The sequence below is a fragment of the Janthinobacterium psychrotolerans genome (genome assembly GCF_001677885.1).
Classification (GTDB): domain Bacteria; phylum Pseudomonadota; class Gammaproteobacteria; order Burkholderiales; family Burkholderiaceae_D; genus Janthinobacterium; species Janthinobacterium psychrotolerans.
Map to the genome: position 1 here is coordinate 373,785 of NZ_LOCQ01000060.1, position 26,036 is coordinate 399,820.

At 62.2% G+C, this 26,036-nt stretch carries 30 protein-coding genes and 1 tRNA gene; 9 read left to right on the top strand and 22 right to left on the bottom strand.

Annotated features, from left to right (window positions below):
* Positions 1-6: 6 nt before the first annotated feature.
* From ASR47_RS21860 to ASR47_RS21885, 6 genes are all read right to left on the bottom strand, one after another.
* Positions 7-801, bottom strand: a complete 795-nt coding sequence (locus ASR47_RS21860) for a hypothetical protein (protein ID WP_065309888.1) — start codon at positions 799-801, stop codon at positions 7-9.
* Complete coding sequence (locus ASR47_RS21865) at positions 798-1,445, bottom strand: hypothetical protein (protein ID WP_065309889.1); 648 nt, start codon at positions 1,443-1,445, stop codon at positions 798-800. Before ASR47_RS21865 ends, ASR47_RS21860 begins: the two co-directional genes overlap by 4 nt.
* A gap of 16 nt (positions 1,446-1,461) precedes the next feature.
* Positions 1,462-2,742 (bottom strand): hypothetical protein, encoded by a 1,281-nt coding sequence (locus ASR47_RS21870; protein WP_065309890.1) that lies wholly within the window; start codon positions 2,740-2,742, stop codon positions 1,462-1,464.
* 59 nt (positions 2,743-2,801) lie between these two features.
* Positions 2,802-3,548 carry a hypothetical protein gene (locus ASR47_RS21875; protein WP_150127916.1) on the bottom strand — a complete coding sequence of 249 codons (747 nt, stop codon included), beginning with the start codon at positions 3,546-3,548 and terminating at the stop codon, positions 2,802-2,804.
* An 86-nt stretch (positions 3,549-3,634) separates the two neighbouring features.
* Positions 3,635-4,903, bottom strand: coding sequence for a phosphoribosylamine--glycine ligase (gene purD / locus ASR47_RS21880; protein ID WP_065309892.1), 1,269 nt, complete (start codon positions 4,901-4,903; stop codon positions 3,635-3,637).
* Positions 4,904-4,966: 63 nt separating this feature from the next.
* Positions 4,967-5,692: a YebC/PmpR family DNA-binding transcriptional regulator gene (locus ASR47_RS21885; protein ID WP_065309893.1), complete on the bottom strand. Its 726-nt coding sequence runs from the start codon at positions 5,690-5,692 to the stop codon at positions 4,967-4,969.
* 144 nt (positions 5,693-5,836) lie between these two features.
* Here ASR47_RS21885 and ASR47_RS21890 point away from each other — a divergent pair, with 144 nt between their 5' ends.
* The 4 genes from ASR47_RS21890 to ASR47_RS21905 all read left to right on the top strand — a co-directional run bounded on the left by ASR47_RS21890 (position 5,837) and on the right by ASR47_RS21905 (position 10,806).
* Positions 5,837-8,314 carry an alkaline phosphatase D family protein gene (locus ASR47_RS21890; protein WP_065309894.1) on the top strand — a complete coding sequence of 826 codons (2,478 nt, stop codon included), beginning with the start codon at positions 5,837-5,839 and terminating at the stop codon, positions 8,312-8,314.
* A gap of 144 nt (positions 8,315-8,458) precedes the next feature.
* Positions 8,459-9,373: a DMT family transporter gene (locus ASR47_RS21895; RefSeq protein WP_065309978.1), complete on the top strand. Its 915-nt coding sequence runs from the start codon at positions 8,459-8,461 to the stop codon at positions 9,371-9,373.
* Positions 9,374-9,400: 27 nt separating this feature from the next.
* Entirely contained in the window at positions 9,401-9,796 is a 396-nt protein-coding gene (locus tag ASR47_RS21900) for a methylglyoxal synthase (protein ID WP_065309895.1), read from the top strand.
* A 20-nt stretch (positions 9,797-9,816) separates the two neighbouring features.
* Positions 9,817-10,806, top strand: a complete 990-nt coding sequence (locus ASR47_RS21905; RefSeq protein WP_065309896.1) for a quinone oxidoreductase family protein — start codon at positions 9,817-9,819, stop codon at positions 10,804-10,806.
* Positions 10,807-10,984: 178 nt separating this feature from the next.
* Here ASR47_RS21905 and ASR47_RS21910 read toward each other — a convergent pair whose 3' ends face one another.
* The gene (locus ASR47_RS21910) at positions 10,985-11,590 is read right to left on the bottom strand and encodes a DUF4136 domain-containing protein (RefSeq protein WP_245714441.1); all 606 of its coding nucleotides are present in this window, start codon (positions 11,588-11,590) and stop codon (positions 10,985-10,987) included.
* 256 nt (positions 11,591-11,846) lie between these two features.
* Here ASR47_RS21910 and pepN point away from each other — a divergent pair, with 256 nt between their 5' ends.
* From pepN to ASR47_RS21935, 5 genes are all read left to right on the top strand, one after another.
* Entirely contained in the window at positions 11,847-14,501 is a 2,655-nt protein-coding gene (pepN, locus tag ASR47_RS21915; protein WP_065309898.1) for an aminopeptidase N, read from the top strand.
* A gap of 140 nt (positions 14,502-14,641) precedes the next feature.
* Positions 14,642-15,643, top strand: a complete 1,002-nt coding sequence (locus ASR47_RS21920) for a class 1 fructose-bisphosphatase (protein ID WP_065309899.1) — start codon at positions 14,642-14,644, stop codon at positions 15,641-15,643.
* A gap of 79 nt (positions 15,644-15,722) precedes the next feature.
* A tRNA-Thr gene (locus ASR47_RS21925) sits at positions 15,723-15,798 on the top strand.
* A 153-nt stretch (positions 15,799-15,951) separates the two neighbouring features.
* Positions 15,952-16,914, top strand: a complete 963-nt coding sequence (locus ASR47_RS21930) for a tyrosine-type recombinase/integrase (RefSeq protein ID WP_065309900.1) — start codon at positions 15,952-15,954, stop codon at positions 16,912-16,914.
* 30 nt (positions 16,915-16,944) lie between these two features.
* Entirely contained in the window at positions 16,945-17,949 is a 1,005-nt protein-coding gene (locus ASR47_RS21935; protein WP_065309901.1) for a DUF4062 domain-containing protein, read from the top strand.
* A 27-nt stretch (positions 17,950-17,976) separates the two neighbouring features.
* Here the strand turns inward: ASR47_RS21935 and ASR47_RS27190 are convergent, their stop codons facing one another.
* The 15 genes from ASR47_RS27190 to ASR47_RS22000 form a co-directional block, all read right to left on the bottom strand.
* A complete protein-coding gene (locus ASR47_RS27190; RefSeq protein WP_150127917.1) occupies positions 17,977-18,240 on the bottom strand; it encodes a hypothetical protein in 264 nt (87 codons plus the stop codon).
* Entirely contained in the window at positions 18,237-19,256 is a 1,020-nt protein-coding gene (locus ASR47_RS27645; RefSeq protein WP_065309902.1) for a hypothetical protein, read from the bottom strand. Before ASR47_RS27645 ends, ASR47_RS27190 begins: the two co-directional genes overlap by 4 nt.
* Before the next feature lie 12 nt (positions 19,257-19,268).
* Positions 19,269-19,511, bottom strand: coding sequence for a hypothetical protein (locus tag ASR47_RS21945; protein ID WP_065309903.1), 243 nt, complete (start codon positions 19,509-19,511; stop codon positions 19,269-19,271).
* 10 nt (positions 19,512-19,521) lie between these two features.
* A complete protein-coding gene (locus ASR47_RS21950; protein ID WP_065309904.1) occupies positions 19,522-20,172 on the bottom strand; it encodes a carboxymuconolactone decarboxylase family protein in 651 nt (216 codons plus the stop codon).
* Positions 20,169-20,963, bottom strand: a complete 795-nt coding sequence (locus tag ASR47_RS21955; protein ID WP_065309905.1) for a PRTRC system ThiF family protein — start codon at positions 20,961-20,963, stop codon at positions 20,169-20,171. Before ASR47_RS21955 ends, ASR47_RS21950 begins: the two co-directional genes overlap by 4 nt.
* Before the next feature lie 11 nt (positions 20,964-20,974).
* Positions 20,975-21,766, bottom strand: coding sequence for a PRTRC system protein A (locus ASR47_RS21960; protein WP_065309906.1), 792 nt, complete (start codon positions 21,764-21,766; stop codon positions 20,975-20,977).
* A gap of 14 nt (positions 21,767-21,780) precedes the next feature.
* Positions 21,781-22,530: a PRTRC system protein B gene (locus tag ASR47_RS21965; protein WP_065309907.1), complete on the bottom strand. Its 750-nt coding sequence runs from the start codon at positions 22,528-22,530 to the stop codon at positions 21,781-21,783.
* Positions 22,527-23,585, bottom strand: a complete 1,059-nt coding sequence (locus ASR47_RS21970; RefSeq protein ID WP_150127918.1) for a PRTRC system protein F — start codon at positions 23,583-23,585, stop codon at positions 22,527-22,529. Before ASR47_RS21970 ends, ASR47_RS21965 begins: the two co-directional genes overlap by 4 nt.
* Positions 23,582-23,788: a hypothetical protein gene (locus ASR47_RS21975; RefSeq protein WP_065309909.1), complete on the bottom strand. Its 207-nt coding sequence runs from the start codon at positions 23,786-23,788 to the stop codon at positions 23,582-23,584. The genes ASR47_RS21970 and ASR47_RS21975 overlap by 4 nt, the downstream gene beginning before the upstream one ends.
* A gap of 2 nt (positions 23,789-23,790) precedes the next feature.
* Positions 23,791-24,186 carry a PRTRC system protein C gene (locus ASR47_RS21980; protein WP_065309910.1) on the bottom strand — a complete coding sequence of 132 codons (396 nt, stop codon included), beginning with the start codon at positions 24,184-24,186 and terminating at the stop codon, positions 23,791-23,793.
* Positions 24,187-24,199: 13 nt separating this feature from the next.
* A complete protein-coding gene (locus tag ASR47_RS21985; RefSeq protein WP_065309911.1) occupies positions 24,200-24,757 on the bottom strand; it encodes a PRTRC system protein E in 558 nt (185 codons plus the stop codon).
* A gap of 43 nt (positions 24,758-24,800) precedes the next feature.
* Entirely contained in the window at positions 24,801-24,989 is a 189-nt protein-coding gene (locus ASR47_RS21990) for a hypothetical protein (RefSeq protein WP_065309912.1), read from the bottom strand.
* Between the two features lie 112 nt (positions 24,990-25,101).
* Entirely contained in the window at positions 25,102-25,245 is a 144-nt protein-coding gene (locus tag ASR47_RS27570; protein ID WP_171899013.1) for a hypothetical protein, read from the bottom strand.
* Positions 25,242-25,592, bottom strand: coding sequence for a hypothetical protein (locus ASR47_RS21995; RefSeq protein ID WP_065309913.1), 351 nt, complete (start codon positions 25,590-25,592; stop codon positions 25,242-25,244). The genes ASR47_RS27570 and ASR47_RS21995 overlap by 4 nt, the downstream gene beginning before the upstream one ends.
* Positions 25,589-25,930, bottom strand: a complete 342-nt coding sequence (locus ASR47_RS22000; protein WP_150127919.1) for a hypothetical protein — start codon at positions 25,928-25,930, stop codon at positions 25,589-25,591. Before ASR47_RS22000 ends, ASR47_RS21995 begins: the two co-directional genes overlap by 4 nt.
* Between the last annotated feature and the right edge of the window lie 106 nt (positions 25,931-26,036).

Consider the following 26,036-nt stretch of genomic DNA (forward strand, 5'->3'; position numbering starts at 1 on the left):
CATGCTTTAGCGGGGCGGCTCGTCCTTAACTTTTTCCTGCACTACCTGGACGTCATATTGCACACCGTCGGCACCGGGCTGGCGCGCGCTGTCCACGGCTGACTGGGCGCGCTGCCGCAGGTCTGTGCGTTCAAGCGTTTGCACCGGCGGCGGCATGGCGGCGGGTACCGGCTTGGCGAACCACCCGGGCGCTGCCAGGGCCAGGAATACCAGCACGATCACCAGTATCATCCAGGTGGACGGGCGCCAGGCGCGCCAGCCATGCTGCTGCCGCTTGCCGGCGGCGTCGACGATCATGCGCGCCAGTTCCGAGCCCTGCGTATGCGTGCGCGTTTTCAAAGCCTGGTAGTCCTGCGGCGACAGGCCGCCCTGCGCCAGCATCTGGCGCAAGGCGGCCACCGGCGACGCGATCAAAACGTCTGTCGGCAGGCGGTCGATGGCGGCGTCGCGCTGCCACTGGTTGATCAGGTTTTCCTGGTACAAGGTGTCGAAGGCATGGCGATTCGCCAGTTGCAGCGCGCTGGCGGCCAGCTGGCGGCGCTCGTCCTGCGGCGCCAGCGCCTGCAGCATGGCGAAGAAGCGCTGCGTATCCACCAGTTCTTCGCTCAGCAGCCATGCCAGGGTTTGCTGCAGATCCGCATCGAACGCCAGTTCGGACACATCGATGCCTTCGGCGGCATTGTGCGCGCGCTGGATTTCAACGATCTCCAGTTCGGCCAGCGCATCGTCGTATTCGTCAGGCGTGACCAGGCCAAGGCGAACCAGTTCGTCCAGCGGCAGCAGGCGCGGATCGGCGTTCATGCGCCCTTGAAGCCTGTCACGGCGCCGTAAATCACCGACATCACCATGATCATGGCCAGCACGATCAGCGCGCCTTTCCAGGCCGGCGGGCGTTTGTACGGAATGACGTCGTGGCCGTGCCGCAGCCTGGCCGCTTCCATGATCTCGCGCGCCGCTACGCTGCCGTGTGCGCGCACGCGCTCTTCCAGCGCCTCGAACTGCGGCGTTGGCAGCACGTCGTTGACCACCAGCCAGCGCATGACGATCCATGGCGAATAGAAGATGCGGTCGCCCGGCACCGCCGCATGTGCGGCGTCGCGCTGGAACTGGTTGAGCAAATCGTGCTGGTACAACTCGTCGACTTCGCGTCGGTTGTAATGCCTTACGGCGTCGGCCGCCAGCGCCTGCTGCTCGGGCGGCAATGTGGCCACGCGCTTCTCGAAGTCATTCTTGGGCAGCAGATCGGTCAGCAGCAGCCAGGACAGGGTGCTGACCAGGTCGGCGTCTTGCGCCAGTTCCGGCATGTCGACCGGGTCCTCGGGCGGGTGCAGGCGTTCATGGCCGGCCACGTCGCGTTCCGCGTTGGCCTCGTCCAGCTCCTGCGCGGTGATCAGGCCCAGCTGGTGCAGCTGCTGCAGCGAGGCGTGCGGTGGTTCGATATGCATGAATTTGCTCTTTTATTTACTCTTTCAATTGCGCCTGGCGCAGTTCGCCGGCAAACTGCGGCGTCACCGACCAGCCATTGCCGGCGGCGTCGCGTTGGAACGTGAAATCGCCTTCCTGCATGATCGACGAGCCGCCAGTGAGCATGCCCAGCAGGGCGTCATTGCGTTCGATCAGCAGGCGGCAGGAATAGACGCCGGGCGAGATTTCCTTGCACGGCGCCAGCGGCTCGATTTCGGCGATTTCGCGGCGCCGTTCCGCTGACTGCGTCAGCGAAAACGCTGGCCGCGGCTGCGGCATGATGCGCGCGCCATCCATGCCGGCGCGGAACGCCTTTTCCAGCGCTTCGCGCCCGATCGGATTGGCCTGCTGGGCCAATTCGCCATCCTTGATCGTGCCAAAGCGCGCCTTGACCAGCAGCGGCTGCGCACCGGTATAGGCGATGCGGCTGCTGCTGCCGCTGTCGTCGCGGGCGACCGTATAGGCAAAGTCGATTTTTTCGCCATCCTGTTCCACTGTCGCCAGGCAGCCGCGTATCTTGTGCGACGAGGCGTAACCGGCTTCTTTCACATCGTGCAGGCTGAGCCTGGATGGATTTTCCAGCCTGGCCGAGTTGAGCATGCGCGTCACCGCCGATTGCGTATCGGGGGCCTCGCAGGCGGGCACGGAATTACCGCTGACGACATACCAGACCATGCCGGCCAGCGCCAGTGGCGCGATGATCAGCCAGGCCAGGCGCGAACCCGGAAACAGGCCTTCGAGGATCACGCCGCGCACGTCCTTCTTGTGTTTTTCCACGCGCGCCATGGTGTGCTCGACGATGCGCCTGGCCTCGTCGCTGCCGCTGGCGCGCACGCGTTGCGTGATCATTTTCAGCTGCGCGCGCGGCAGCACGCCCGAATACACCATCCAGGTCAGCGCCTCGCCTGGCGTGGGCAGCAGCACGTCGCCGGGCAGGTGTTGCAGCGCGAGCTGGTACTGCTCGGGCGTGATCACCGTCTCGTCGCGCAGCACATCGAGCGACTCCAGGTTCAAGGTCGCCACCAGCTGGTTCAGGATGGCCAGGCGCTGTTCCAGTTCCGTGCCGCTGTAGTTGCGCAAGACGCTTTGCGACAGGCCCGTCAGGTCATCCGAGGTGACGATCTGGCGCCGGTACAACCACATCAAGGCGTCGGCCAGCGATGTGTTCGCTTCCAGCTGCGGCAATTCTGCATGGGCCAGCGCCTGCTCGCGCTGCCGGCGTGTGAGCAGTTTCAAGGCATGCAGCGTGTCGATTGCGGTGTGAGTGTCGGTTGTCATCGGAAGCGGCTTTGGTCAGGATGGCAAACTTTACAATAAACCGGTATTTCCACTGCGCACTATTGAACGCGCGCCTGCGCCAGCTCTTCCGCAAATTGTGGTGTCACCGACCAGCCCTTGCCGCCAGCGCCGCGCGTAAAGGTGAAGTCGCCCTGCTGCAGCACCGATATGGCCAGCACCGTCGTGTCGGCAGCGGAGAGCATGTCGTTACGTGCCAGCAGCAGGCGGCAGGAGTGCACGCCGGGCCTAACCTCCCTGCATGGCCCCAGCGGTTCGATATCGCCAATTTCGCGGTGGTGCTGGGGCGACATCAGGGCAGTGAGACCAGCATAGTAGAGCGTCTTGCCGCGCACGCCATCCATGCCGGCCAGCATGGCCGTCAACAAGGCCTCGCGTCCGATGGGCTGGCCCTGCGCCGCAAAGCCGCCATACCAGGCGAGGTGGCCATAACGCGCCTGTACGATGCCTGGGTGTGCGTAGTCATGCTCCACGCGGCTTCTGCGGCGGCCTTGCACGCGCGTAATGGTCCAGGCGAATTGCAGCGCCTTGCCGTCCTGGGTGACAGTGGCCAGACAACCGCGGCTCTTTTGCGACCAGGAGTAGCCGACCTGCTTGATCTTGTCCAGGCTGAATTTGCCGCCCGTGAGCGTGTCCATGTTTTCCCTGGTGTCACAGCCCGGTACGGCATAGCTGCTGAACCAGTACCAGGCCAGGCCGGCAAGCAGCACGGCGTAGACAGTCAGCCAGCCCAAAGGGCTGAGAGGAACATTGTTGTCGGGCGTGGCGAGGCCAGTTGGAGCGGTCATGGGAATGGATGGCGGTGATAATCAAATGAAAACGGGCCGGGGCGGATGAATCCGCGCCGGCCCGCCGTGTAATCGTTAATCGGCGATCAATGCTTCAAGCCGCGCCAGCCGATATCGCGGCGGTATTGCGCGCCGTCGAAATGGATTTTTTCCACGGTCTCATAGGCCTGCTTCTGCGCCATCTTGATGCTGTCGCCCAGGCCCACCACGCACAGCACACGGCCGCCATTGGTGACCAGGCGCTCGCCCTCGATGCGGGTGCCCGCATGGAAGGTGACCGAGTCGATCGTCTCGGCCGGGATATCGCCGATGGGCGTGCCCTTGAGCGTGTCGTCCGGATAGCCGGCGGCGGCCATCACCACGCCCACGGCGGTGCGGCGGTCCCATTCCAGTTCCACCGCGTCCAGGGTGCCGTTGACGGCGTGTTCCATTACGGTGACCAGGTCGGTTTTCAGGCGCGCCATGATCGGTTGCGTTTCCGGGTCGCCCATGCGGCAGTTGAATTCCAGCGTTTTTGGCGTGCCCTTGTCGTCGATCATCAGGCCGGCGTACAAAAATCCCGTGAAGGTGATGCCGTCCTTCGCCATGCCTTGCATTGTCGGCACGATGATCTCGCGCATCACGCGCGCATGCATGGCCGGCGTGACGATAGGCGCTGGCGAATACGCGCCCATGCCGCCCGTGTTCGGGCCCTGGTCGTGGTCCTTGAGGCGCTTGTGATCCTGGCTGGTGGCCAGCGGCAGGATGTTCTTGCCGTCGCACATGACGATAAAGCTGGCCTCTTCGCCGGCCAAAAATTCCTCGATGACGATGCGCGCGCCGGCGTCGCCGAACTGGTTATCGGCCAGCATATTGTCGACCGCCTGGTGCGCTTCTTCCAGGGTCAATGCCACCACCACGCCCTTGCCGGCGGCCAGGCCGTCGGCCTTGATGACGATGGGCGCGCCCATGCTGTCGACATAGGCGTGGGCTGGCGCCACTTCCGAAAACGTCTGGTAGGCGGCCGTCGGAATGCCGTGGCGCTGCATGAAGGCCTTGGCGAAGTCTTTCGACGATTCCAGCTGCGCCGCTTCTTTGGTCGGGCCGAAGATCTTCAGGCCGCGCGAGCGGAACAGGTTGACGATGCCTGCCGCCAGCGGTACTTCCGGGCCGACCACGGTCAGGCTGATGTGTTCCTGCTGAACGAAATCGGCCAGCAATTGCGGGTCGCTGATATCGAGATTGACCAGGCGCGCGTCGCGCGCGGTGCCGCCGTTACCCGGAGCGACATACACCATCTGTATGCGTTCGGACTGCGCCAGTTTCCAGGCCAGGGCGTGTTCGCGGCCGCCAGAGCCGACTACCAGAATTTTCATAGGGACCGTTCGTTCAGTGTGGGGTTTGCAGGGCGGGGGAGGCCGCCCTTGTTTGTAGAATGATTAGTTCTCAATGAGTGCGTTGGTGAAGACTTCCTGCACATCGTCCAGCAGCTCCAGCGCATCGATCAGCTTTTGCATCTTGATCGCGTCGTCGCCGGCATACACGGTTTCGGTGGCCGGTTTCATGATCACTTCGGCCACTTCAGCCTTGAAGCCGGCCGCTTCCAGCGCTTCCTTGACGGCGGCAAAATCGTGCACCGGCGTGAGCACTTCGAAGCCGCCTTCTTCGTCGGCGATCACGTCGTCGGCGCCCGCTTCCAGCGCCGCTTCCATCAGCTTGTCTTCGTCGGTGCCCGGCGCGAACAGCAGCTGGCCGCAGTGCTGGAACATGAAGGCGACCGAGCCTTCGTTGCCCATGTTGCCGCCGTTCTTGTTGAAGGCGTTGCGTACTTCGGCCACCGTGCGTACTTTATTGTCGGTCATGCATTCGACGATGACGGCCGCGCCGCCCACGCCGTAGCCTTCGTAGCGCACTTCTTCGTAGTTGGCGCCATCGACGCCGCCGCTGCCGCGGTTGATCGCGCGCTGGACGTTGTCTTTCGGCATATTGGCGTCGGCCGCCTTGTCAACCGCCAGGCGCAGGCGCGGATTGGTGATGGCGTCGGCGCCGCCCATGCGGGCCGCCACCGTGATTTCCTTGATCAGGCGGGTCCAGATTTTGCCGCGTTTGGCATCCGTGGCAGCTTTTTTATGCTTGATGTTGGCCCATTTGCTATGTCCTGCCATGTCGAATCTTCCTTAGACGGGTGTTCAATTGTGGCCGACATTTTAGCATAGTGGCACCTTGCGCCGCCGGCCGCTGCCGTCATGAAGCCGACATATTCTGTTGCTAAAGTGACGCGCTTTCGGGTTACTTCGGGGTAAGAAATCATGGCAAGTCAGATCAACAGGCGTCAATTCCTCAAATTGGGCGGTTTTATCACGGTATCCGTGGCCACCGCCGGTCTTGCCGCCTGCGGCGGCAGCGACCACAGCGACGCCGGCGTGCCGCTGGCTTCGGGCAGCGACTGGAAGTTCCCGCAAAGCGTGGCCTCCGGCGATCCGCGCCCGGACAGCGCCCTGCTGTGGACCCGCGTGGTGCCGGCCAGCCTGGACGCCGTGGCGCCGGCGCCGGCAAGCGCCACCGAAGTGGCCGTGCGCCTGATCGTCAGCGCCAGCGACAATTCCTCCTCCCTGGGCAGCAACAAGGCATTGAGCGGCACCACCATCGTCGACGCCAAGTTGCCATTGAAAAGCGATTTCGACAACACCCTGCGCCACAAGGTCACCGGCCTGCAGCCGGGCCAGACGTATTTTTACCAGTTCATCGCCGGCGACGTGCGCTCCAACGTGGGCCGCTTCAAGACGGCGCCGGCCGCCACCGCCGATGTGGCGCAGCTGCAGTTCGCTTATCTCACCTGCCAGGACTGGAGCATCAACCACTGGGGCGCGCTGGGCCATATCGCCGCCAATGAATCGCTGGACTTTATCGTCCACCTGGGCGACTACATCTATGAAACGGTGGGCGAAGCGTTCCAGACCGGCGCCGTGGAAAGCCGCCACGACCAGTTGAAACTGCCGGACGGCACATATAAAAACGGCAGCAGCGGCGCCAAATACGCCACCACCACCGCCGACTACCGCTATCTGTACAAGAAATACCGCACCGATACGCGCCTGCAGGCCGTGCACGAGCGCTTTGCCTTTATCGCCATCTGGGACGACCATGAATTCACCGACGACGCCTGGCAGGATGCGTCGACCTACGAAGGCATCGTCGCGGCCGATGGCAGCGACTTGCACCAGCCGTCGCGCCGGCGCAGCGCCAACCAGGCCTGGTTCGAATACATGCCGGCCGACGTCACCTTCGACGCCGCCGCCACCAGTTTCCAGAATATCCAGATCTACCGCGATTTCCAGTTCGGCAAACTGATGCAGCTGGTGATGACGGACGAGCGCCTGTACCGCGCCGACCACGCGATTCCCGAAGCCTCGGTCAACCCCGCCACCGGTAAGCCGCTGGGCAGCATCGGCAGCCGCTACCTGGTGCCGCAGCAGCTGTTCGACAGCGTGGAAGCGCAAAAGATGGCGGCCGCGACCAAGGCCGGCGCCGACCCGCTGGCGGCCGTCGGCATGCTGGGCACGACCCAGCGCGAATGGTGGAAGGGCAAGATGAAAGCGGCGACGTCCACCTGGAAACTGTGGGGCAATGAAGTGTCCTTGCTGCGCATGGGGCTGAATGGCATCGACGCGATCGCTACTCTGGTGGCGCTCTCGGGCATGAGCAAGGTCGGCGCGGCGATTGCCTCCACGTTACCGCTGGTCGGCGGCAATGTGGCCCTGGCGAACGCCATCGTGGCCGCATCGACGGCCGGCGCGACCACCTCCGTGGCGCAGGCGGCGGCGATGGCGATTGCTGGCGCCGGCGGCAATACCGCGGCGCAGGGCGCGGCGGCAGTCGGCGCGGGCCTCTCCGCCGCGCAGGCCGGCATCGCGGTGGCGGCGTTCAACAGCGGCTCGCCGACGGCCGCCGCCCAGGTGATCGCCTTTGGCTGGATCAAGCCCGACGTGCAGGCCAAACAGGCGGCATCGAGCTTTGTCACCGCTTCCGGCCAGGCCGCCGCGCTGGCGCCGTTCTTCAACCGCTTCCTGCTCAATTGCGACCAGTGGGACGGCTACAACAGCGAACGCAAGGCGCTGATGGCGCACCTGAAAACGAATGCCATCGGCAACGTGGTGGCGATCACCGGCGACATCCACTCCTTCTTTGCCGGCACCGTCAACGACGACTTCGACGCGGCGGGCGGCGGCACGCCAGTGATGGTGGACCTGGTGTCGGCCGGCGTGAGTTCCGACTCCTTCTTCAGCTACATGAATGCGGCCGGGCAGGGCGATATCGGCACCCTGGTCAGCTACCCGCTGGCCATCCCCGTGCCGGGCGTGGGCACCGTGAATCTCGCCATCAACCTGCTCGACTACACCATGGGCAAGGCCGCGCCGACGGTCGACAGCCTGCTGGAGCAATTTCGCGTGCAACTGCGCGGCGCCCTGGCCGCCAAGGGCGTGCCCGAAGCCCAGCTCGACGCGACCGTGACGGCGGTGCAGGGCGGCCTGAAAGCCAGCACCGACTTCAGCGTGACCTTGCTGGGACTGGCGCAGCAGTTGTCCGGTCTTGGCAACAACCCGTGGCTCAAGCACCTGAACACCGACGCCCAGGGCTATACGGTAGTGACCCTGACGCCGGGCAAGCTGGTGGCGCAGTTCAAGCAGGTCAACAAGCTGGTGGGGAACGCCGCGCCGGCGACTGTGATTGCGCGGGTGGCGACGGCGACCGTGACGGCGGGAACGGCAGCGGTGGTGGTGGCGTAAGGTGGCGTGTCGGGTTACGCCCTGCGGGCTAACCCGACCTACGATCTTTGCAGGGGGCTCAGGTCGGATTAGCCGGAACGGCGTAATCCGACAACATGGTTGGCCCAATCAACCATGTTCTGCTTTTGCCATTACAATCTGGTGATGAGCACCAGCCCCGCCGCCCCATCCACCATCCCCCGCTCCGTCTACCTCGGTGGCCTGGCCATCGCCGTCGGCGGGGCGGTGCTGTTTTCCACCAAGGCGATTGTCGCCAAGCTGCTGTACCAATACCCGGTCGATGCGGTGACGGTGATCGCTTTTCGCATGATCTTTTCCTTCCCCGTGTTTGCCGTCATCGCCTGCTGGCAGATGCGCACCGAGCCGCCATTGTCGTGGCGCGACCGCTGGCAGCTGGTGGGGCTGGGGCTGGTCGGTTATTACCTGTCCAGCTATTTCGATTTCCTGGGCCTGCAATATATCTCCGTCGGTCTCGAACGCTTGATTTTGTTCCTGACGCCCACCTTCGTGCTCCTGATCAGCACCGTGTATTTCAAGCACGCCATCAGCCGCCTGCAGTGGCTGGCGCTGCTGACCTCTTACTGCGGCATCGTGCTGGTGTTCGTGCACGACCTGCAATCGGGCGCCAGCAATATCGTGCTCGGCTCGACCCTGGTGCTCGGTTCGGCCTGTTCCTATGCGGTCTATCTGCTGGGCTCGGGCGAACTGGTGAAACGCATCGGCGCCACGCGACTGGTCAGTTACGCGATGTGTGTGGCCAGCGTGGCCTGCATCGCCCAGTTCTTTATCCTGCGCCCGGTCGGCATGCTGATACAGCCGACGCCCGTGTATGGCTGGTCGCTGGTCAACGGCATTTTTTGCACCGTGCTGCCGGTGTTCATGACCATGATTGCCGTCGAGCGCATCGGCGCGCCCGTCGCCTCGCAGGCCGGCATGATCGGCCCCGTGTCGACCCTGTTTTTGGGCGCCATGATCCTCGATGAACCGATCACCGGCTGGCAGCTGGCCGGCACCGGCCTGGTATTGGCCGGCATTTACCTGCTGTCAAAGAAAAAATAATCCACCCACCCACCGAGACGATTCACCATGAAAACACGCATCGCCCTGATTGCCCACGACAAGAAAAAAGACGACATGATCACCCTGGCGGGCGAATACCGGGACTTTCTTGCCACCTGCGAGCTGACGGCCACCGGCACCACGGGCGGGCGGCTGATCAATGAGCTGGGCCTCGCCGTCGAGCGCAAGCATTCCGGGCCGTTCGGCGGCGACCTGCAGATCGGTTCCCTGCTGGTCGAAGGCCTGATCGATTGCGTGATCTTCCTGCGCGACCCGATGACGCCGCAGCCGCACGAGCCGGACATCAACGCCCTGGTGCGCGCCTGCGACGTGCACAATGTGGCGTGCGCCACCAATCTGGCGACGGCCCATCTGGTACTGTCGCAACTGCAAACCCAGGCCAAAGCCGCGGCGGTGGCCTGAATCACCCCCAGGAGATGACGATGACGGACATGATAACGACCAAGGCCATCCGCATGCAGCGCACCGGCGGCCCCGAAGTGATGGAGTATGTCGACATGGAGCTGGCGCCGCCCGGCCCCGGCGAAGCGCGCGTCAGGCACGAGGCGATCGGCCTCAATTTCATCGATGTGTATTTCCGCACCGGCCTGTATCCGCAGCTGCTGCCGGCCGGCCTGGGCGTGGAAGGCGCGGGCGTGGTCGAGGCGGTGGGCGAGGGCGTGAGCGATGTGAAAGTGGGCGACCGCGTCGCCTACGCCGCGCGCATCAATGGCGCCTATGCCGAGCAGCGCAATATCCCGGCCTCGGCCCTGCTGGCGCTGCCCGAGCGCATCGGTTTCGACACGGCCGCCGCCATGATGCTGCAGGGCCTGACGGTGCAATACCTGCTGCACCGCACGGTGGCCCTGAAAGCGGGCGACACGATCTTGTTCCACGCGGCCGCCGGCGGCGTCGGCCTGATCGCCTGCCAGTGGGCCAAGGTGATGGGTGTCAACCTGATCGGCACGGTCGGCTCCGACGAAAAGGCGCAGCTGGCGCTGGCCAACGGCGCGGCCCATGTCATCAACTACAACACCGAAAACTTTGTCGAGCGCGTGCGCGAGATCACCGGCGGCAAGGGCGTCTCGGTGGTGTACGACTCGATCGGCAAGGATACCTTTACGGGCTCGCTCGACTGCCTGGCGCCGCTGGGCATGATGGTCAGCTTCGGCAACGCCTCCGGCCCGGTGCCGCCGTTTTCGCTGACCGAACTCGGGTCGCGCGGCTCGCTGTTCATCACGCGCCCGTCGCTGTTCAGTTATGCCTCGGACCGCGCCAGGCTCGAAGAGATGGCCGCCTCGCTGTTCGGCGTGGTCGGCAGCGGCGAAGTGCAGGTCGAAGTGCGCCAGCGCTACAAGCTGGCCGACATCGTCCAGGCCCACCGTGACCTGGAAGGGCGCAAGACCTCCGGCTCGACCATCATCGTGCCATGAGCGGGGGCGACGACGGCAACCCGAAATTCGGCCGCCTGCTGATCGTGCTGCTGCTGGCCGTGGCGCTGGTGGGCGCGATCACGTTCGCCACCGAAGCCTTTTATAGGTAAATACGCGAACGTAAAAAAACCGGCTGGCCGCTTGTGCGCGCCAGCCGGTTTTCTTTGGGTCCGGTGATTTATTGCACCTGGATTTCCACCTGGCGCGGCACGCCGCTGCGGCCCGGGAAATCGGCAAAGGCGCTGGCCACCATGGCCGGCATCACTTGCGGCGTGGCGCGCTTGCCGCTGGTCGAATGGACGGTCACGTCGTACAGCTTCTTGCCCGTGTTTTCGTTGATCGTCACGCGCAGTTCGCGTTCGAATTTATGGCGCACGCTTTCTTCCACTTCCATCGGACCGCCCCAGAACGGGCTGTAGCCGAAGCGGCCATAACCGGGCCAGGCGCCGTAGCGGTAGCCATAACGGCCAGGCCAGTAGCCGGGGCCATACCAGAACGGGTCGGTGGCCTGCAGCACGCGTTCAGGCACATCCACGGTGCCAAAGCGCATCGTCACGCGCAGCTTGGCGCTGTTCGGGCCCGACGCCTCGCCAAAGCCGTGCTTGGCCAGTTCGGCGCGCACCAGGTTCTGGTAGCTGCGGTATTCCAGCGTGTCTTCCTCGGCAGGGGGCGCGACGAAGACATACGATTTGTCATGTTGCTGGGCCGGCCAGTCATGGAAAACCGTGACGTCGCTGCGAATGGTGGTGGCGCAGCCGGTCAGCAGCACCGTCAGCGCAGTCATGAATATGGCCAAGTATCTCATTGCCGAATCTCCTCAATATGCGAGCCGCCACGTGGCGGACGCAATGCATCGCTTTACAGTCTAAGACTACGTCACGATAGTGCTGATTATTATTACAGATTGTTACCCTGTGTGTTCGCTGCCTCGCAGTTAGCGATATTCATTGGCGTAATTGGCGCAAATACAAGCCAAATCAGTCCCTGCGCCTGCTGGTATTGGTAAAATAGGCTTTTGCCTTCCCTCGCCAACCATCCCTATGCGCACAGACAGCCCTCAGACGATTTACCGCCAGGACTACACGCCGCCCAGCTATCTGGTCGACACCGTGGAACTGGGTTTCGATCTCGATCCCGCCCGCACCATAGTGGCGAGCCGGATCCGCATGCACCACAATCCCGACAGCACCAGCCGCAGCATCGAGCTGCATGGCGAGCATATCGAGCTGGTACAGCTACGCCTGAACGGCAAGGTATTGAAGCCTTCGCAATACAAGCTCACGCCCGGCATGCTGACGATCCCGAAGGCGCCCGACGAGGTCGAACTCGATATCGAAACCATCCTCGCGCCGCAGGACAATACGTCCTTGTCCGGCCTGTACGTATCGAACCATAACTTCTTCACCCAGTGCGAAGCCGAGGGTTTTCGCCGCATTACCTACTTCCCGGACCGCCCGGACGTGATGGCCAAATACACCGTCATGCTGCGCGCCGACAAGCAGCAGTATCCGGTGCTGCTCTCGAACGGCAACCTGATCGAAGAGGGCGACCTCGGCGACGGCCGCCATTACGCCAAGTGGGAAGACCCGTTCAAGAAGCCTTCCTACCTGTTCGCGCTGGTCGCCGCGCGCCTGGTCTGCCAGGAAGAGCGCTACACCCTGCAATCGGGCCGCGAAGTGCTGCTGCAGGTATGGGTCGAAGACGGCAACCTCGACAAGACCGACTACGCCATGCAGTCGCTGAAAAACTCGATCCGCTGGGACGAACAGCGCTTCGGCCTGGAGCTGGACCTGGACCGCTTCATGATCGTCGCCGTCGGCGACTTCAACATGGGCGCGATGGAAAACAAGGGCCTGAACATCTTCAACACCAAATACGTGCTGGCCAATGCGCGCGTCGCCACCGACGTCGATTACGCCGGCATCGAAGCGGTGGTCGGCCATGAGTATTTCCATAACTGGACCGGCAACCGCGTGACCTGCCGCGACTGGTTCCAGCTGTCGCTGAAAGAAGGCCTGACCGTGTTCCGCGACCAGGAATTCTCGGCCGACATGATCGGCACCGACACCGGCCGCGCCGTCACCCGCATCGACCAGGTGCGCACCCTGCGCCAGGCGCAGTTCCCCGAGGACGCGGGCCCGATGGCGCACCCGGTGCGTCCCGACTCCTTCGTCGAGATCAACAATTTTTACACCGTCACCATCTACGAAAAAGGCGCCGAAGTGGTGCGCATGTATCAGACCCTGGTCGGCCGCGAGGGCTTCCGCAAGGGCATGGACCTGTATTTCGAACGCCACGATGGCCAGGCGGTGCAGTGCGACGACTTCCGCGCGGCCATGGCCGACGCCAATGGCCGCGACCTTACCCAGTTTGAACGCTGGTACAGCCAGGCCGGCACGCCCATCGTGCAGGCCGAAACGCGCTACGACGCCGCCGGAAAAACCTTCGAGCTGACCCTGCGGCAAAGCTGCCCGGCCACGCCGGGGCAGTCGCACAAGCTGCCGTTCCATATTCCCGTCACCGTCGGGTTGCTGGGCGCCGATGGCCGCGACCTGCCGCTGCAGCTCGAAGGCGGCGAGCTACTCGCCGGTACCAGCGCCGTGCTGGAACTGACCGAAGGCTGGCAGACCTTCCGCTTCATCAATGTGGAAGAACTGCCGGTGCCGTCGCTGCTGCGCGACTTTTCCGCGCCGGTGGTGCTGGAATACGCCTACACCGACGCCGAACTGCTGCACCTGTTCCGCCATGACAGCGACCCGGTCAACCGCTGGGAAGCGGGCCAGCGCCTGGCCATGGCGCGCCTGCTGACACTGACGTCCGCCGTCGCCGCCGGCGAAGAGCTGGCGCTGGACGACACCTTTATCGAAGCGCAGCGCGTACTGCTGGCCGATGACACGCTGGACCCGGCCTTCCGTGAGCTGGCCCTGATTTTGCCGTCCGAGACCATCATCGCCGAGCGCATGGCGCAGGTCGACCCGCAGGCGATCCACGCGGCGCGCCAGTTCATGCGCCGCACGATTGCCAGCGCCCTGAAGCCGGAACTGCTGGCGCAATACCACGCTAATCAAACCCCGGGCGACTACAGCCCCGACGCCCTGTCGGCCGGCAAGCGTGCGCTGAAAAACCTGGCGCTCGCTTATCTGCTGATCGCGCCCGAAGCGGACGACCTGGCGCTGGCGCAGCAGCAGTTCGACAGCGCCGGCAACATGACCGACCGCGCGGCCGCGCTGGGTGCGCTGATACACTCGGGCGCGCAGCAAGCGTCGCAAGCGGCGCTGGCCAGCTTCTACACCGACTTCCAGGGCGAGGCGCTGGTGGTCGACAAATGGTTCGCCATGCAGGCGGCCGCACCGACCACCGACCTGGCGGCCGTGCGCCAGCTGATGACGCATCCGGCCTTCACCCTGAAAAACCCGAACCGCGCGCGCAGCCTGATCTTCAATTTCACCAACGGCAATCCGTCGCAGTTCCACGCGCCGGACGGCAGCGGCTACGCCTACTGGGCAGAACAAGTCATCGCGCTCGACGCCCTGAACCCGCAAGTGGCCGCCCGCCTGGCCCGCTCGATGGACCGCTGGCGCCGCTACCTGCCCGCCCTGCAAACCCAGATGCGCGCCGCGCTGGAGCAGGTCGCCGGCCAGGCCAGCTTGTCGAACGATGTGATGGAAGTTGTTTCCAAGGCACTGGCCAATTGACGGTGTGTCGGATTACGCCCTGCGGGCTAATCCGACCTACGCGCCTGATGATTCGTAGGTCGGGTTAGCGCCAACGGCGCGTAAGCCGACAGCACACGAGACATATTTAAAATAACGAGATAACCATCCAAAGGGAAGTCATGAAACGCATCAGTCTTACGCAATACCTGGTTGAAGAACAGCGCTCGAACAACAGCATCCCGGCCGAACTGCGCCTGTTGATCGAAGTCGTCGCGCGCGCCTGCAAGACCATCAGCCACGCCGTCGGCAAGGGCGCGCTGGGCGAGGTGCTGGGCACGGCAGACACGGAAAACGTGCAGGGCGAAGTGCAGAAAAAACTCGACATCATCTCCAACGAGATCCTGCTCGAAGCGAACGAATGGGGCGGCCACCTGGCGGCGATGGCGTCGGAAGAAATGGAATCGATCCACCCGATCCCGAACCGCTATCCGAAGGGCGAATACATGCTGCTGTTCGATCCATTGGACGGCTCGTCGAACATCGACGTCAACGTTTCGATCGGCACCATTTTCTCGGTACTGAAAGCGCCGGAAGGCATGGCCCAGCCCACCGAGCAGGACTTCATGCAGGCCGGCACCAAGCAGGTCGCCGCCGGCTACGCCGTGTACGGCCCGCAAACCATGCTGGTGCTGACCTTCGGCAATGGCGTGAACTGCTTCACCCTGGACCGCGAAATGGGTTCGTGGGTGCTCACGCAAAGCAATATGCAAATTCCGCCGACCACCAAGGAATTCGCCATCAACATGTCGAACGCGCGCCACTGGCACCCGCCGGTGCAGCGCTACGTCAACGAACTGCTGGCCGGCGACACCGGCCCGCGCGGCACCAACTTCAACATGCGCTGGATCGCCTCGATGGTCGCCGACGTGCACCGCATCCTGAACCGCGGCGGCATCTTCATGTACCCGGCCGACCTGCGCGACACCTCCATGCCCGGCAAGCTGCGCCTGATGTACGAAGCGAACCCGATGGCCTTTATCGTCGAACAGGCCGGCGGCGCCGCCACCGACGGCCAGCAGCGCATCATGGACATCGCCCCGCACAAGCTGCACCAGCGCGTGCCGGTCTACCTGGGCTCGAAAGACGAAGTGGCCCGCGTGACCGCCTACCACCAGGAGTAAGTGCTTTCCCCATACTCTGCAAAAAAGTTCGCGTTGACACTAGCAAATTTTGTGCATTGTTTGTAGAATGTGGGTCTTCGCCGCTTTAGCTCAGTTGGTAGAGCAGTTCATTCGTAATGAAAAGGTCGCCAGTTCGATTCCGGCAAGCGGCACCAAGATACATCCCGGCATGTTCCGGCAAAAACCGCCTTACCCTGTTTTCATAGAGGGGAGGCGGTTTTTTTATGTCCGTCGATTTTGCAAGCACCGGCGTTTTCCTGCATTATCCTGATACCATGTGGCAGAAAATGGCATAGGAAATGGCATAAATGGCGGCACCAAGAAAATTAGGCGCGAAGTGGATTCACCGGGTTCAGGTCGACGGCAAGCGCGTATCGGGCACCTTCGACACCAAAGCGGCAGCGCTGGCCTGGGAGGCTGAGCAGCGTGTTACCACGCCCAAGGGCAAGGCCGGCCTCACCAAGACCTGCGCCGACGCGTTCGAAAAGTACGAGTTGGAGGTGTCGAAGACCAAGCGCGGGTACCGGTGGGAAGCGCTGCGCCTGGCCGCCATGGCCGAGACCGACCTCGGCAAGGTGAAGATGGCTGACGTCAGTACCACCCACGTTGCGGCTTGGCGAGACCAGCGCCTGCGCCAGGTGGCGCCCGGGTCGGTGACGCGTGAGATGAACCTGCTGTCGCACGTGTTCTCCGTCGCGCGCAAGGAGTGGAAGTGGATTTCCGAAAGCCCCACCACCGACGTGGCCAGGCCGAAATCGCCGCCGGCGCGTAACCGGCTAGTCTCGCAAAAAGAGATTGAAGCGATTTGTGTCGCCCTGGGCTGGCGGCATGATGTGGTTGGCGTGGCGCCGACTACGAAACAACAGCGCATTGCCCTGGCGTTCCTGTTCGCGATCGAGACCGCGATGCGTGCTGGCGAGATATGCTCGTTGCAGGAGGCCGACGTTACCGGCCGGGTGGCCAGGCTGCATATCACCAAAAATGGATTGCCACGCGATGTACCGCTGTCGGCCCGGGCGTTGGAAATTTGGCAGATGGTGCCGGAGGGGTTTGGCGTGACGTCGGCGACGCTCGACGCCATGTTCCGAAAAGCGAGGGAGAAAGCCGGCATCGAGGGGATGACCTTTCACGATACCAGGCACGAGGCGATCACCCGGCTGGCCAAAAAGCTGCACGTGCTGGATTTGGCCAGGATGGTCGGGCATTCCGACATTCGACAGCTTCAGACGTATTACAATGAAACGGCAGCGGATATAGCAGCTCGCCTCTAAAAACACTGTCTTAAAAACAAGGAGTACCTGATGGCCCGACTTCGAATATTCGTGAGTTCGACGTACTACGATCTGCGGCATATTCGCAGCAGTATGGAGAGCTTTTTGGAGGGAATGGGGTACGAAGCGGTCCTATTTGAAAGTGGCGGAATTGCGTTTCACCATGACATGACTCTGGCTGATGCATGTTATGCCGAGGTGCAGACTTGCCATATGCTGGTTTTGGTCATAGGTGGCCGATATGGGAGCGCTGACGAAAAGCGCAAAGAGCAAGCTTCCGAAGAAGTAATTGAGAAAATGTACAGCGCTTATAATTCGGTAACTAAGAGAGAATACGAGACCGCAAGAGATAAGAATATCCCAATTTTTATATTTGTTGATAAAAATGTTAGATCTGAATATGAGACATTTAAATCAAATCGTGAAAACAAAACGGTCCGATATGCACATGTGGATAGTGTAAACATATTTCTTTTGTTGGATGATATTATTAACCAATCCTATAACAATTTCGTTAAAGAATTTGAAAAATTTGAGGACATTTCTAGCTGGCTTAAAGAGCAGTGGGCCGGTATTTATTCTGATTTGTTGATGAGTAGACGTGATCATGCCGCCATAAAAAGCATGGCAGACAGACTTGCGGAGTTAAGCGAACTGACAAACTCAATGAAGTCTTACACTGAGACAATTATGAAAAAGGTATTGCCGCCTGAATCAGCCAGCGCTGCTATTGATATCGAATCTAAGCGCGATTTAAACCGGAAAATGCTCCGATTCATGAAGGAGCCCATGATCACATATATCCAAAATAGTTGCCGTGTGATGGAGGGCGGTTTTGTTCCTACCGCGCTGGATTTGTACCATGCCTTAGATGCTAGTGACAGCGCTTCAGAGTTTATGACGCGTGCGAATGTGCCCACACCCGTTTTAACTAGTCTTTTGAGTCGCTCCAATGATCTCCATTCTGGATTCAATAGTCTTAAAGAATCTTACTGCAATCCATACCTCGAACCTTTAAAAGGGGTAGCTGAGTGATCTACCCCTTCTTGTAAATATCATCCTTTACTTCTGAAGATCTTCGGCCCAAGTAATTACTTCCCGAGCTTTGTAAAGGGCCTGAGCACGTCCTTTAACAGGTAGTCGAATAGGTTTTGGGAAAGATGGAAGACACACGATGTCACTGTACACACGGTCAACTGACCGGTGTAAATACGCCGCGATTTCTTTCGTGTCCCACAGGGCAATTGAGATTGAGTGCGCTGGTCGCTGCATTTTCTCAAGTAGTTCGGCCAGCTTAACCAGGATATCGGTTTCGGTGGCTGTCATGTTTTTTCTCCTGTTTTTTCCAACGTTTTTGCGTCACTGGCCGAATCTACCGCATTATTAGCCTCGGCCAGCGTGTACGCCACCTTGATATCGGCTTCGGCGGCCGTGCGCCAGTCGTCATCATGCTCGAGCACCAGGCGCAAGAAGCGGTCGATCACGAAAGCCTGTTCGTCCTCGCATTTGGTGCGGATCTCGGCGCCGGCAGCGCGGTACACATGGGCAATGGGGCCGGTGCGAAAATTCGGCAGGCCCAGCACGTCGGCGAGCGCTGCCGTCATCGTGGCCGGGTAGCGCATGCTATCCTTTACTTCCAGCAAGGCAGCCTTGGCCCAGGCGGTGATGCCGGCTGGGTATTCAGGCCGGCAGTGGGCAAAAGTATCTGCCAACACCGTTTGCAGCTCGGCAGCTTCAATGGCGTCGAGCTGCGCATGTCTCGGCCGTGCGATGCTGCCACCGCGCTGGTGGACCATCATTGCGAAGTTACCAGCGTCGACAGGATCTCCGCCGTTCGCCTGGTTGCGCAGCATGACTGTCAAGTCATCGACGCTGCACTGCTCAGGATCGTCCCAGCCGCTGCGGCCTTTAACACGGGCAAGGGCCAATTTCGCCTTCATCGCTGCGGCGAATCGATCGACAGCGGCGTCATCAGGGTGCTGGTCGGCCGCTGGCGGAAACGGCGCCGCGGCCAGCATTGCCCGATATGCCGGCGCCATCGTGGCCAGCATGCCGGCGACCGCATCTGCCGTCGTTCCTGGTGCCATATCCATCTGCATCAGGACGATCGGTGCCGCCAGGCGTGCCAGCGCGATGTCGGCCGGGCTGGCAGTCGGCCAGATCGCCACTGCAGCGCTGGCGATAATTTCCGGCGTAGGCTCAAGCGGTGCGAGCTTGTAGCCGTCGGGCACGGCCAGCTGGGCAGCGGCCATAAAAAAGGCGTCGGCCTCAGTATGTTTTGGGGCGTTCACGCCTGGGATATGGAGGTCACGCAGGCGGCAGAATTCTTGGTAGGTGGTCATTATTGGATGCCCTTATTGGTAATGTGCGTCAATGCCGATCAGGTCGGGGAATGTGCCGCCGTTTTCGATGTGCGTCGCGAGGAGTTTCTCAAGATCATCATGCGTTCCCCGCGTCATCTCGCTGCACTCCCAGTCCTCCGGATCGTCCGGTCGCGCCGCGTCGATAGCAATAAAGTCGCATGCCTCTTGTTCGGTTTCCGCGGCGACGTATGCCCAGTCATCGATCTGGAAAATTTTGATGTTGTCGGTGTTCATGGCCTATCCTTTACTCATGGTTTTGCGGTGATGCGCGCTTGAATTCGATGACCCAAACCCACGGGTTGGCGGCCCAGCTGCCGGCGCCGTTGATGGATTCCCAAAGCCGTTCGTATGGCCTGATGGCGGCGAGCCGGTAAATAGCTGCTCGCTCAACAGCGTTCGCGCCGAACACCGAAATTTGCCGCACCTGGTCAGGTGTTACGCCCTCGGCCCTTGTATCAGCAGCGCTGCAGTCGTTGAGGCGCTCGACGCGCACCGACACGATCTCCAAGAGGATGCGGCTGGTCCAGCGCGGCATGTGGATGGACGGAATGGTTCTTGCTGGAATGCCGACCGATGGCGATGGCTCCAGTTCGTAGTCGAGCAGCGGCCCGACATGCATGCCGGTGGCCGCGTAGTAGTGGCCTTTATCGGCGTCATGGCCGAGTGTTTCTCGCACCCAAATTTGATCGCCGGGCTGGCCGTAGGGGCAATGATTGAACAAATTGCTGTTGGCCGGCAGCTTTTCGGGTTGATACAGGCCGCCGCGATATTCGAGAATCGTGGTGGTGCCGATGCGGGCAGGCTGTGGCTTCATCACGCGCCGCGTCTGCGTCTTGGTGCCTGCCAGCAGCGCGCGCACCATTGGAGCGTTAAAGAGCATGCCAGTTACTTTCATGCCATCACCCGCACGCGCAGCTCTTCCACTTCGGCCGCTTCCGGTACCGGCGCCGGCTCCTTCACCAGCAGCGGTCGCATGCTGCCGGTGCGCAGGTTGACGAAGGCGCCGTGCCAGGTCAGGCGGCCGTGTCGGAAAAATTCCCACAGGATCGACAGCGCCGGCGTGACGACGGCCTGGTTGATGAATAATTCCTGTCGCTCAAGCGCTTCGGCCAGGCCGCAGCTGGGCGTGTCGTCCTCGATGGCCGTCAGGTCGACCAGTTCGGGCAGCACGCGGTACGGATCTGGCAGGCGCGCGCTTCCGGGCGGCACCACCACGCGCGAGCCGTAGCCGTCGGGCTCGCCGAACAGCACTTGGCCGTCGGCCGCCCGGTTGCCCATGTCCATGATGTAGGCGGCACGGGTGTCGCCGTAGCTGCGCATGATTTCGTGGCGCGACTTGGCGCTGTCGACGCAGCAGATCAGGATATCGGGCTGTACCTTGGCTGTATCCCAGCGGCCGAAATGCGCCTGCCATTCCAGGCCGAAGAAGGCATTGATGCGGTTGACCAGCACGTGCGCCTTGCTCGAACCGACGTCGAAGGCGCCGAACAGCTGGCGGCCCATGTTGGCCTCGCTGACGGTGTCCGGATCGAAGGCGCACACGTGCAGGCCGGGGTGGCCCAGCGCGCACAGCGCGTGGTTGAGGCGGGCCAGGCCTGTAAGCATCTGCGAACCGTTGCCACCACAGCCGATCAGGGCGATGGTGACAACTCGGTCCAGGAAGCGGGCCGGGGTGATATGTGGCATGTGGATGGCTCCTAAGCGGTGGCAGGTGCGGCTTCGAAAATCTTGGCGGCCGGCACGGTTATCGGAATAAACAGCCCCAGCAGGCAAAGCCTGAACGCCACCGTCGGTACCGGCTGGTCCAAGTTGCCGAACACGCCCGAGATTTTCACGGCGCCGGCGTCATCCTGGTCATCGGTGTCGCTGAAGAATGCCGCCGCCTGGCCATGGCTGTGCAGGTCAATCGCCAGGTGCTCGCGCTCGGCCAGCAGCACCTGCTGAAACTGGATGTGGCCGGTGGTCGGCTCGCCGATCGGTAGCGGGTAGCGGATGGCCCATTCGCGCGTTTCATCATTCCATATCACGCTGGCCGCGCTCTCGATCGGCGACTTGAGGCGCGCGATCTCGCCGAAGGCGCGCAACTCCTCCAGCGAGGTGCCGATCTTGCCGAAGCCGAATTCCACCTTGGCCTCGATAGCGCCGTAGGGCATGCGCACCGCCGACTGCGCGGCCAGCTGGTGGATTACGTGCAGCCAAGGCCGGCGCACCTCCAGGTACATGCCGTCGCGCGCCATCAGGAAACGGTGGCCGCTTTGCTCCAGCGGCTGAAATTCGCTATGCATCGGTACCACGGCCACCGGCGCGGCGCGAACCAGGGCGACGTCCAGTGCCAGCTTGTCTGGATCGACGGCTTCCTCGTCCACGGCCAGCAGCAGCGGGCGCTCTTCGCGGATCGCCTGCTCGGTGTGCGCGAGGAAGGTGGCAAAAGACTGCTTGGTGATGTCCAGCAGTTCATCGAATTTCATGGTAATTTCTTGGCCGTTCATATGTTTCCTTTTAATTAATCGTCGTTGTGGGAATGGGTGATGCGCTTGATGACCGTGCGCAGCGTTTCTTTTGCCGGCGCCAGCGCGCGCTGCATGGCGGCGGCATCGGGGTTGGCCAGCTGGCTGACCCAAAGTGCGGTAAGGCCACCCTTGCTGCGTACCGCCCTTGGTTTCTGGCGGTTGGTATGGGTAAAGTGGCTGCGGAAAAATGCATTTTCATAACCCGCCATCGCCTCGGCGCCCAGGTTGTCGGGGATTTGGACGTTGCCGGTGCAGATCCGACCGCTGTCGTTAACGTTGAAGTGAGGCGCGTGATACAGCGGGGTATCTGGCGTCGGCCGCGCGGATTCTCGTAGCGCGAACACATGCCAGCCGCCCTGGCCAGCGACAAAGATCAGGGCCGGGTGCGCTGCCGGGCCGTGGACGGTGCCGATTTCTGGCAATGTCGTTTTGAACCAGGTCATGCGGACGGCAGCCGGCACCCACCACGCCATTAAATTCGGTGAGGTATAAAGCAGGTTCTCCGGAACAAACCCGGCGTGCGCCGTTTGGGTGTGGATGGCTGCGGCAAAGTCGATCAGGTCCGCGCGCTGCATCGGTGCCCCGGCGCCAATGACGCGACGCGTGGGATTGCTGGCATCGATATCGATCGGGTGAGTACTGGCATACACGTGGTTGTAGCCCCCCGACGACTGGTACAGCAGGATCGCGCGCGTCAGGTGCAGCGTTGCATCGGCACTGGAAACGATATCAACGGTCTTCAAAATGGTTCCCCTACAAGATTGAGCAGGCGTTCGGTGGCTTGGGCCAACCGCATGATGTTTTCGGTACGTGTTTTGTAGGCCAAAATGCCCGCGTGGCTGGGCTCGACAGGTGCGGCGTCGATAAATTCGGTGTACTCGCCCGAATTGCCGATGTCATCCAGGTGATTATCAATAACGTGGACGGCTTCGCTGTCCTTGCGCCACAGCAGGACCGCGCAGCTATCAATGCTGTCGCAATCGGCCTGATGGGAGCCGACCTGATGCGATTTCACCGTGAAGCCGGGCGCGCTGGTGACAGCTGAAATTGCATTGCACGCCGCAACCACGGCCAGTTCGAAGTCGCTTTTCGCGGCGCGCCGGAATTTTTTACGGGATAAAGCACGTGCTGGCGTCGTCACCCAGGCTGGGGTGTCGCGAAAAAATTCGGCCATGGTGGTGACGTGCCCGCTGTCGATAACCTCCTGCACCGTCTCGAACCCGCCTTCGACGCGCGCGTTTTCCAGTAGTTCCTCGTCACAGGTCGCGTCCTGCCAAAGCCAATTCTGGGCGATATCTTCGGCAAACCACAGATCGAACGCTGTGGGCAGGTGGAAGATGGCATCGCGCAGCAGCGCCATCACCGTCTGGCCAAAGCCGGGCAAGGTGTTTTCCAGTTGCGTGATGCGCTGGTGCAGCTCAAAACGCGGGATCTCCGTTTTCTGGTCACGCGTCATGCAAAACCACAGATGGCCTGCCAGTTCCGGGTACGTGCCAGCCCCGTCATTCAGTTCCTGTACGTGCAGGTTCCAGTGGAAAATGCTTGAAATTGATTTATATTGCAGCGAATTCCACCAGGTGCTTAGGCCCTCTATGCACAAGGCGCGTTCGTCCGGCCCGCGAAACACGTCGACCAGCGGCATATTCGGGCGAGGCTGCAGCATCGCGTCGGTGATGATGTTGGCCTCGAGCAGTGCGATGGCCAGCGGCTGGTCGATACGGCTGGACTGGCGCAGCGTCAGCGCTGCCGGAATAGCGGCATGCATGGACGGCAGCGCGAGTGTTCCGGCCGAAATCACGGCAGCACCATATGGGCAGTGGACGGCGCCAGCATGCGCTGGCCGCGTTCCGGATTGCGATAGCGCTTGATAACCACCGTGGCAATGCGCCGCGCCAGCGGATCGGTCGCGTCGGCCAGGCTGACCGTGCTGTCGGGCGCATGCCCGTCACGCAGCGTGCCTACCGTGCGCAGGCGCTCGATTGCAGTTTTGCGCGTCAACATGATCAGGCCGCCACGTTGCAGTATTTGCCGTGCAGTTCGGCCAGGCGCACGCGCGCATCGTGGTCGATGTACGTTACCTCGTTGCGGCCCACGGCCGCCTGCAGTTCCTTGATGAATTCGGCGTCTTCGCTGTCGAGCCAGTTGGCGTGCAGTAGCGCGCCGACGTCGCGGATCAGGCTGGTCAGTTCGCAGCCCTTGGTGCCGACGGCGCGGCGGAAGACGTAGACCGACTTGGCGCCCAGCTGCTCGGGGCCTTCGATGTCGGCGCTGATGATTTCCGGGTACACGGTGGAATAGAAGTCGCGCACCTGCTCCAGCGTGAACGTGCCGTTCGGATCGGGCAGCACCACGCTGTTGTAGCGGAATTCGCGGATCAGTTTTTCGATTTGCAAGGCCATGGCAGTAGCTTTCTTAGAACAGGTCGAGGGTTACCGTGTCGACGGCGGCGGTGATGGCGGGGTTGCCGGTAGGCGCGGGCACAATTTCTCCAGGCTCTTCGGCGTCGGCGCCGTCAGTTGGTGGCGTGCTGGGCGCGGCGGCGCCGGCATCGCTGCCGCCCTGTGGTGTGGTTTCCTGCTGGCCGGCGTTATCAGCGCCGGCTGCGCCTTCGCCACCTGGTGCTGCGCTGTCGTTCTTTTTCGGCCGGCCCGGGCCTGCGCGCCTGGCTGGCGATTCCTTCGGCGCGGCTTTGCTGCTGGCCGGCGCGCCGCCTTCAGCACCTGCGGCGTTCACGGCCTCGACCTGCTGCTGCAGCGTCAGTTTCGGCGCCTGCCAGCTGGCGATCGCGGCGGCGAAGCCGTCGTCCAGTTCGGCCGGGCTGGCGACCAGCGACAGCGGCGTCAATTTGTGGGCCTTGGTCTTGTCGCCGGCCTGGGTGGGAGTGATGCTGACGCGCAGATCGTCGCCCTCGGCGGTGATGACGATCATCAGCGTCGCGCTCTGGGCGAGCGCGTGCAATGCTGTAAACATGGCGTGCTTTCTGTGGTTGGTGGAGAGGTGGGTACTGCTCGAATTAATCGTTGTCGTTCGCCTGCATTTTTTTCGGATCGAACCGGTCGCGGCGCTTCATGTGGCGGCGCGCCACCGCGTACAGCGTGGCCTTCAGGTTGGGCACCTTCAGCAGCTCGTCCAGCGGCCTGGTGGTGCGCAGCTGGCCGTAGGCAATTTCCAGCGCGGCGCGGTCGGGTTCGATCTTGGTCATGTCAGAATCCGTTTCGATAGACGTGCAGGGCACGGCGTGCGGCGACGTAGATGCCGGCGCCGCGGCGGCGGTAAAAATTGAACAGGTTGAAAATGGTGCGCATGCCGGGCTTTCAGCGCGGTTTCGCGGTAATGACGCACGGGCCAAACCGGTCGATGGCGGCCATGATCACGGCGGCGCTGTCGGTGCCCAGGGCCGGATAGGTAATCAACGGCTGGGTGGCCTGGCAGACGGTGACGGTAAAGGCGCGCATCATGCGTCCACCTCGCCGAGCAGCTGGCGCATGCGGTGCATGGTCTCGGGCGACACGGCGCCGGCCGCTTCATAGTCGGCGCTGGCCGCGCGCAGCGCGCTCGTCATTTCGCCGGACAACGCCATGCGCATTGCGGACCGGCGCGTCGAACCCAGGCCCTGCTGGTTGATCGTGACCAGCGCCATCTTTTCGCCCTGCGCGTTGGCCAGGCTGTAGGTGTCGCCGACGGCGTGGCGCTGCGCGAAATTGCTCAGCACCAGGCGCACGCCGCGCACGCGGGTGCTGGGCGTTGCAACGACCTGGGCAATCGCTTTCGCGGCACGGCCGGCGGTGATGGTGGCGGTTTTCATTTGATGCCCAGCGCTTCAGCGGCGCGCAGCACCTTGTGGTGTTCGGCAGCGCGCGTCATGCCGCCGCTGGCGCCCATGAAGCCCGCTTCGTACAGGTTGGTGCTGGCGACGCGCTTTTGCGGGGCGGTCATGTTGTTCGTCATTTCGGAAATGACGGCGCGGGCCGCGAGCAGTTCGTGGTACAGATCGGTGGCGATCTTTTTCAGGGCGTCCTTGTCTTCGGGCTGCTGCGGCGTGGCGTTCGCTTCAAGCGCACGGCGGCACACGATACAGGTCATGAATGGAATGCTTACGTGGGTGCTGTCGGTTAATGCTTCGGGTGCTGTATGCGGTGCCATGTGGCCTCCATCGGTGAATTGCCGGTTCGATGGAAGAACTATACGCGAATGGATAGGCGTGTCAATACGCGAATGGATAAATTTATGGAAATTTATGTCATTGCGT

Bases quoted from the DNA above. Each gene is read 5' to 3' on its own strand.
- ASR47_RS21910 (WP_245714441.1), bottom strand. From the start codon at position 11,590: ATGACTGCGCTGACGGTGCTGCTGACCGGCTGCGCCACCACCATTCGC.
- ASR47_RS21950 (WP_065309904.1), bottom strand. From the start codon at position 20,172: ATGAAAGTAACTGGCATGCTCTTTAACGCTCCAATGGTGCGCGCGCTG.
- ASR47_RS21945 (WP_065309903.1), bottom strand. From the start codon at position 19,511: ATGAACACCGACAACATCAAAATTTTCCAGATCGATGACTGGGCATAC.
- ASR47_RS21975 (WP_065309909.1), bottom strand. From the start codon at position 23,788: ATGTTGACGCGCAAAACTGCAATCGAGCGCCTGCGCACGGTAGGCACG.
- ASR47_RS21990 (WP_065309912.1), bottom strand. From the start codon at position 24,989: ATGACCAAGATCGAACCCGACCGCGCCGCGCTGGAAATTGCCTACGGC.
- ASR47_RS27190 (WP_150127917.1), bottom strand. From the start codon at position 18,240: ATGACAGCCACCGAAACCGATATCCTGGTTAAGCTGGCCGAACTACTT.
- ASR47_RS21905 (WP_065309896.1), top strand. From the start codon at position 9,817: ATGACGGACATGATAACGACCAAGGCCATCCGCATGCAGCGCACCGGC.
- ASR47_RS21885 (WP_065309893.1), bottom strand. From the start codon at position 5,692: ATGGCAGGACATAGCAAATGGGCCAACATCAAGCATAAAAAAGCTGCC.
- ASR47_RS22000 (WP_150127919.1), bottom strand. From the start codon at position 25,930: ATGGCACCGCATACAGCACCCGAAGCATTAACCGACAGCACCCACGTA.
- ASR47_RS21860 (WP_065309888.1), bottom strand. From the start codon at position 801: ATGAACGCCGATCCGCGCCTGCTGCCGCTGGACGAACTGGTTCGCCTT.
- pepN (WP_065309898.1), top strand. From the start codon at position 11,847: ATGCGCACAGACAGCCCTCAGACGATTTACCGCCAGGACTACACGCCG.
- ASR47_RS21875 (WP_150127916.1), bottom strand. From the start codon at position 3,548: ATGACCGCTCCAACTGGCCTCGCCACGCCCGACAACAATGTTCCTCTC.
- ASR47_RS21865 (WP_065309889.1), bottom strand. From the start codon at position 1,445: ATGCATATCGAACCACCGCACGCCTCGCTGCAGCAGCTGCACCAGCTG.
- ASR47_RS27570 (WP_171899013.1), bottom strand. From the start codon at position 25,245: ATGATGCGCGCCTTTACCGTCACCGTCTGCCAGGCCACCCAGCCGTTG.
- ASR47_RS21890 (WP_065309894.1), top strand. From the start codon at position 5,837: ATGGCAAGTCAGATCAACAGGCGTCAATTCCTCAAATTGGGCGGTTTT.
- ASR47_RS21870 (WP_065309890.1), bottom strand. From the start codon at position 2,742: ATGACAACCGACACTCACACCGCAATCGACACGCTGCATGCCTTGAAA.
- ASR47_RS21980 (WP_065309910.1), bottom strand. From the start codon at position 24,186: ATGGCCTTGCAAATCGAAAAACTGATCCGCGAATTCCGCTACAACAGC.
- ASR47_RS27645 (WP_065309902.1), bottom strand. From the start codon at position 19,256: ATGACCACCTACCAAGAATTCTGCCGCCTGCGTGACCTCCATATCCCA.
- ASR47_RS21920 (WP_065309899.1), top strand. From the start codon at position 14,642: ATGAAACGCATCAGTCTTACGCAATACCTGGTTGAAGAACAGCGCTCG.
- ASR47_RS21935 (WP_065309901.1), top strand. From the start codon at position 16,945: ATGGCCCGACTTCGAATATTCGTGAGTTCGACGTACTACGATCTGCGG.
- ASR47_RS21960 (WP_065309906.1), bottom strand. From the start codon at position 21,766: ATGAACGGCCAAGAAATTACCATGAAATTCGATGAACTGCTGGACATC.
- ASR47_RS21930 (WP_065309900.1), top strand. From the start codon at position 15,952: ATGGCGGCACCAAGAAAATTAGGCGCGAAGTGGATTCACCGGGTTCAG.
- ASR47_RS21900 (WP_065309895.1), top strand. From the start codon at position 9,401: ATGAAAACACGCATCGCCCTGATTGCCCACGACAAGAAAAAAGACGAC.
- ASR47_RS21955 (WP_065309905.1), bottom strand. From the start codon at position 20,963: ATGCCACATATCACCCCGGCCCGCTTCCTGGACCGAGTTGTCACCATC.
- purD (WP_065309892.1), bottom strand. From the start codon at position 4,903: ATGAAAATTCTGGTAGTCGGCTCTGGCGGCCGCGAACACGCCCTGGCC.
- ASR47_RS21985 (WP_065309911.1), bottom strand. From the start codon at position 24,757: ATGTTTACAGCATTGCACGCGCTCGCCCAGAGCGCGACGCTGATGATC.
- ASR47_RS21995 (WP_065309913.1), bottom strand. From the start codon at position 25,592: ATGAAAACCGCCACCATCACCGCCGGCCGTGCCGCGAAAGCGATTGCC.
- ASR47_RS21895 (WP_065309978.1), top strand. From the start codon at position 8,459: ATGAGCACCAGCCCCGCCGCCCCATCCACCATCCCCCGCTCCGTCTAC.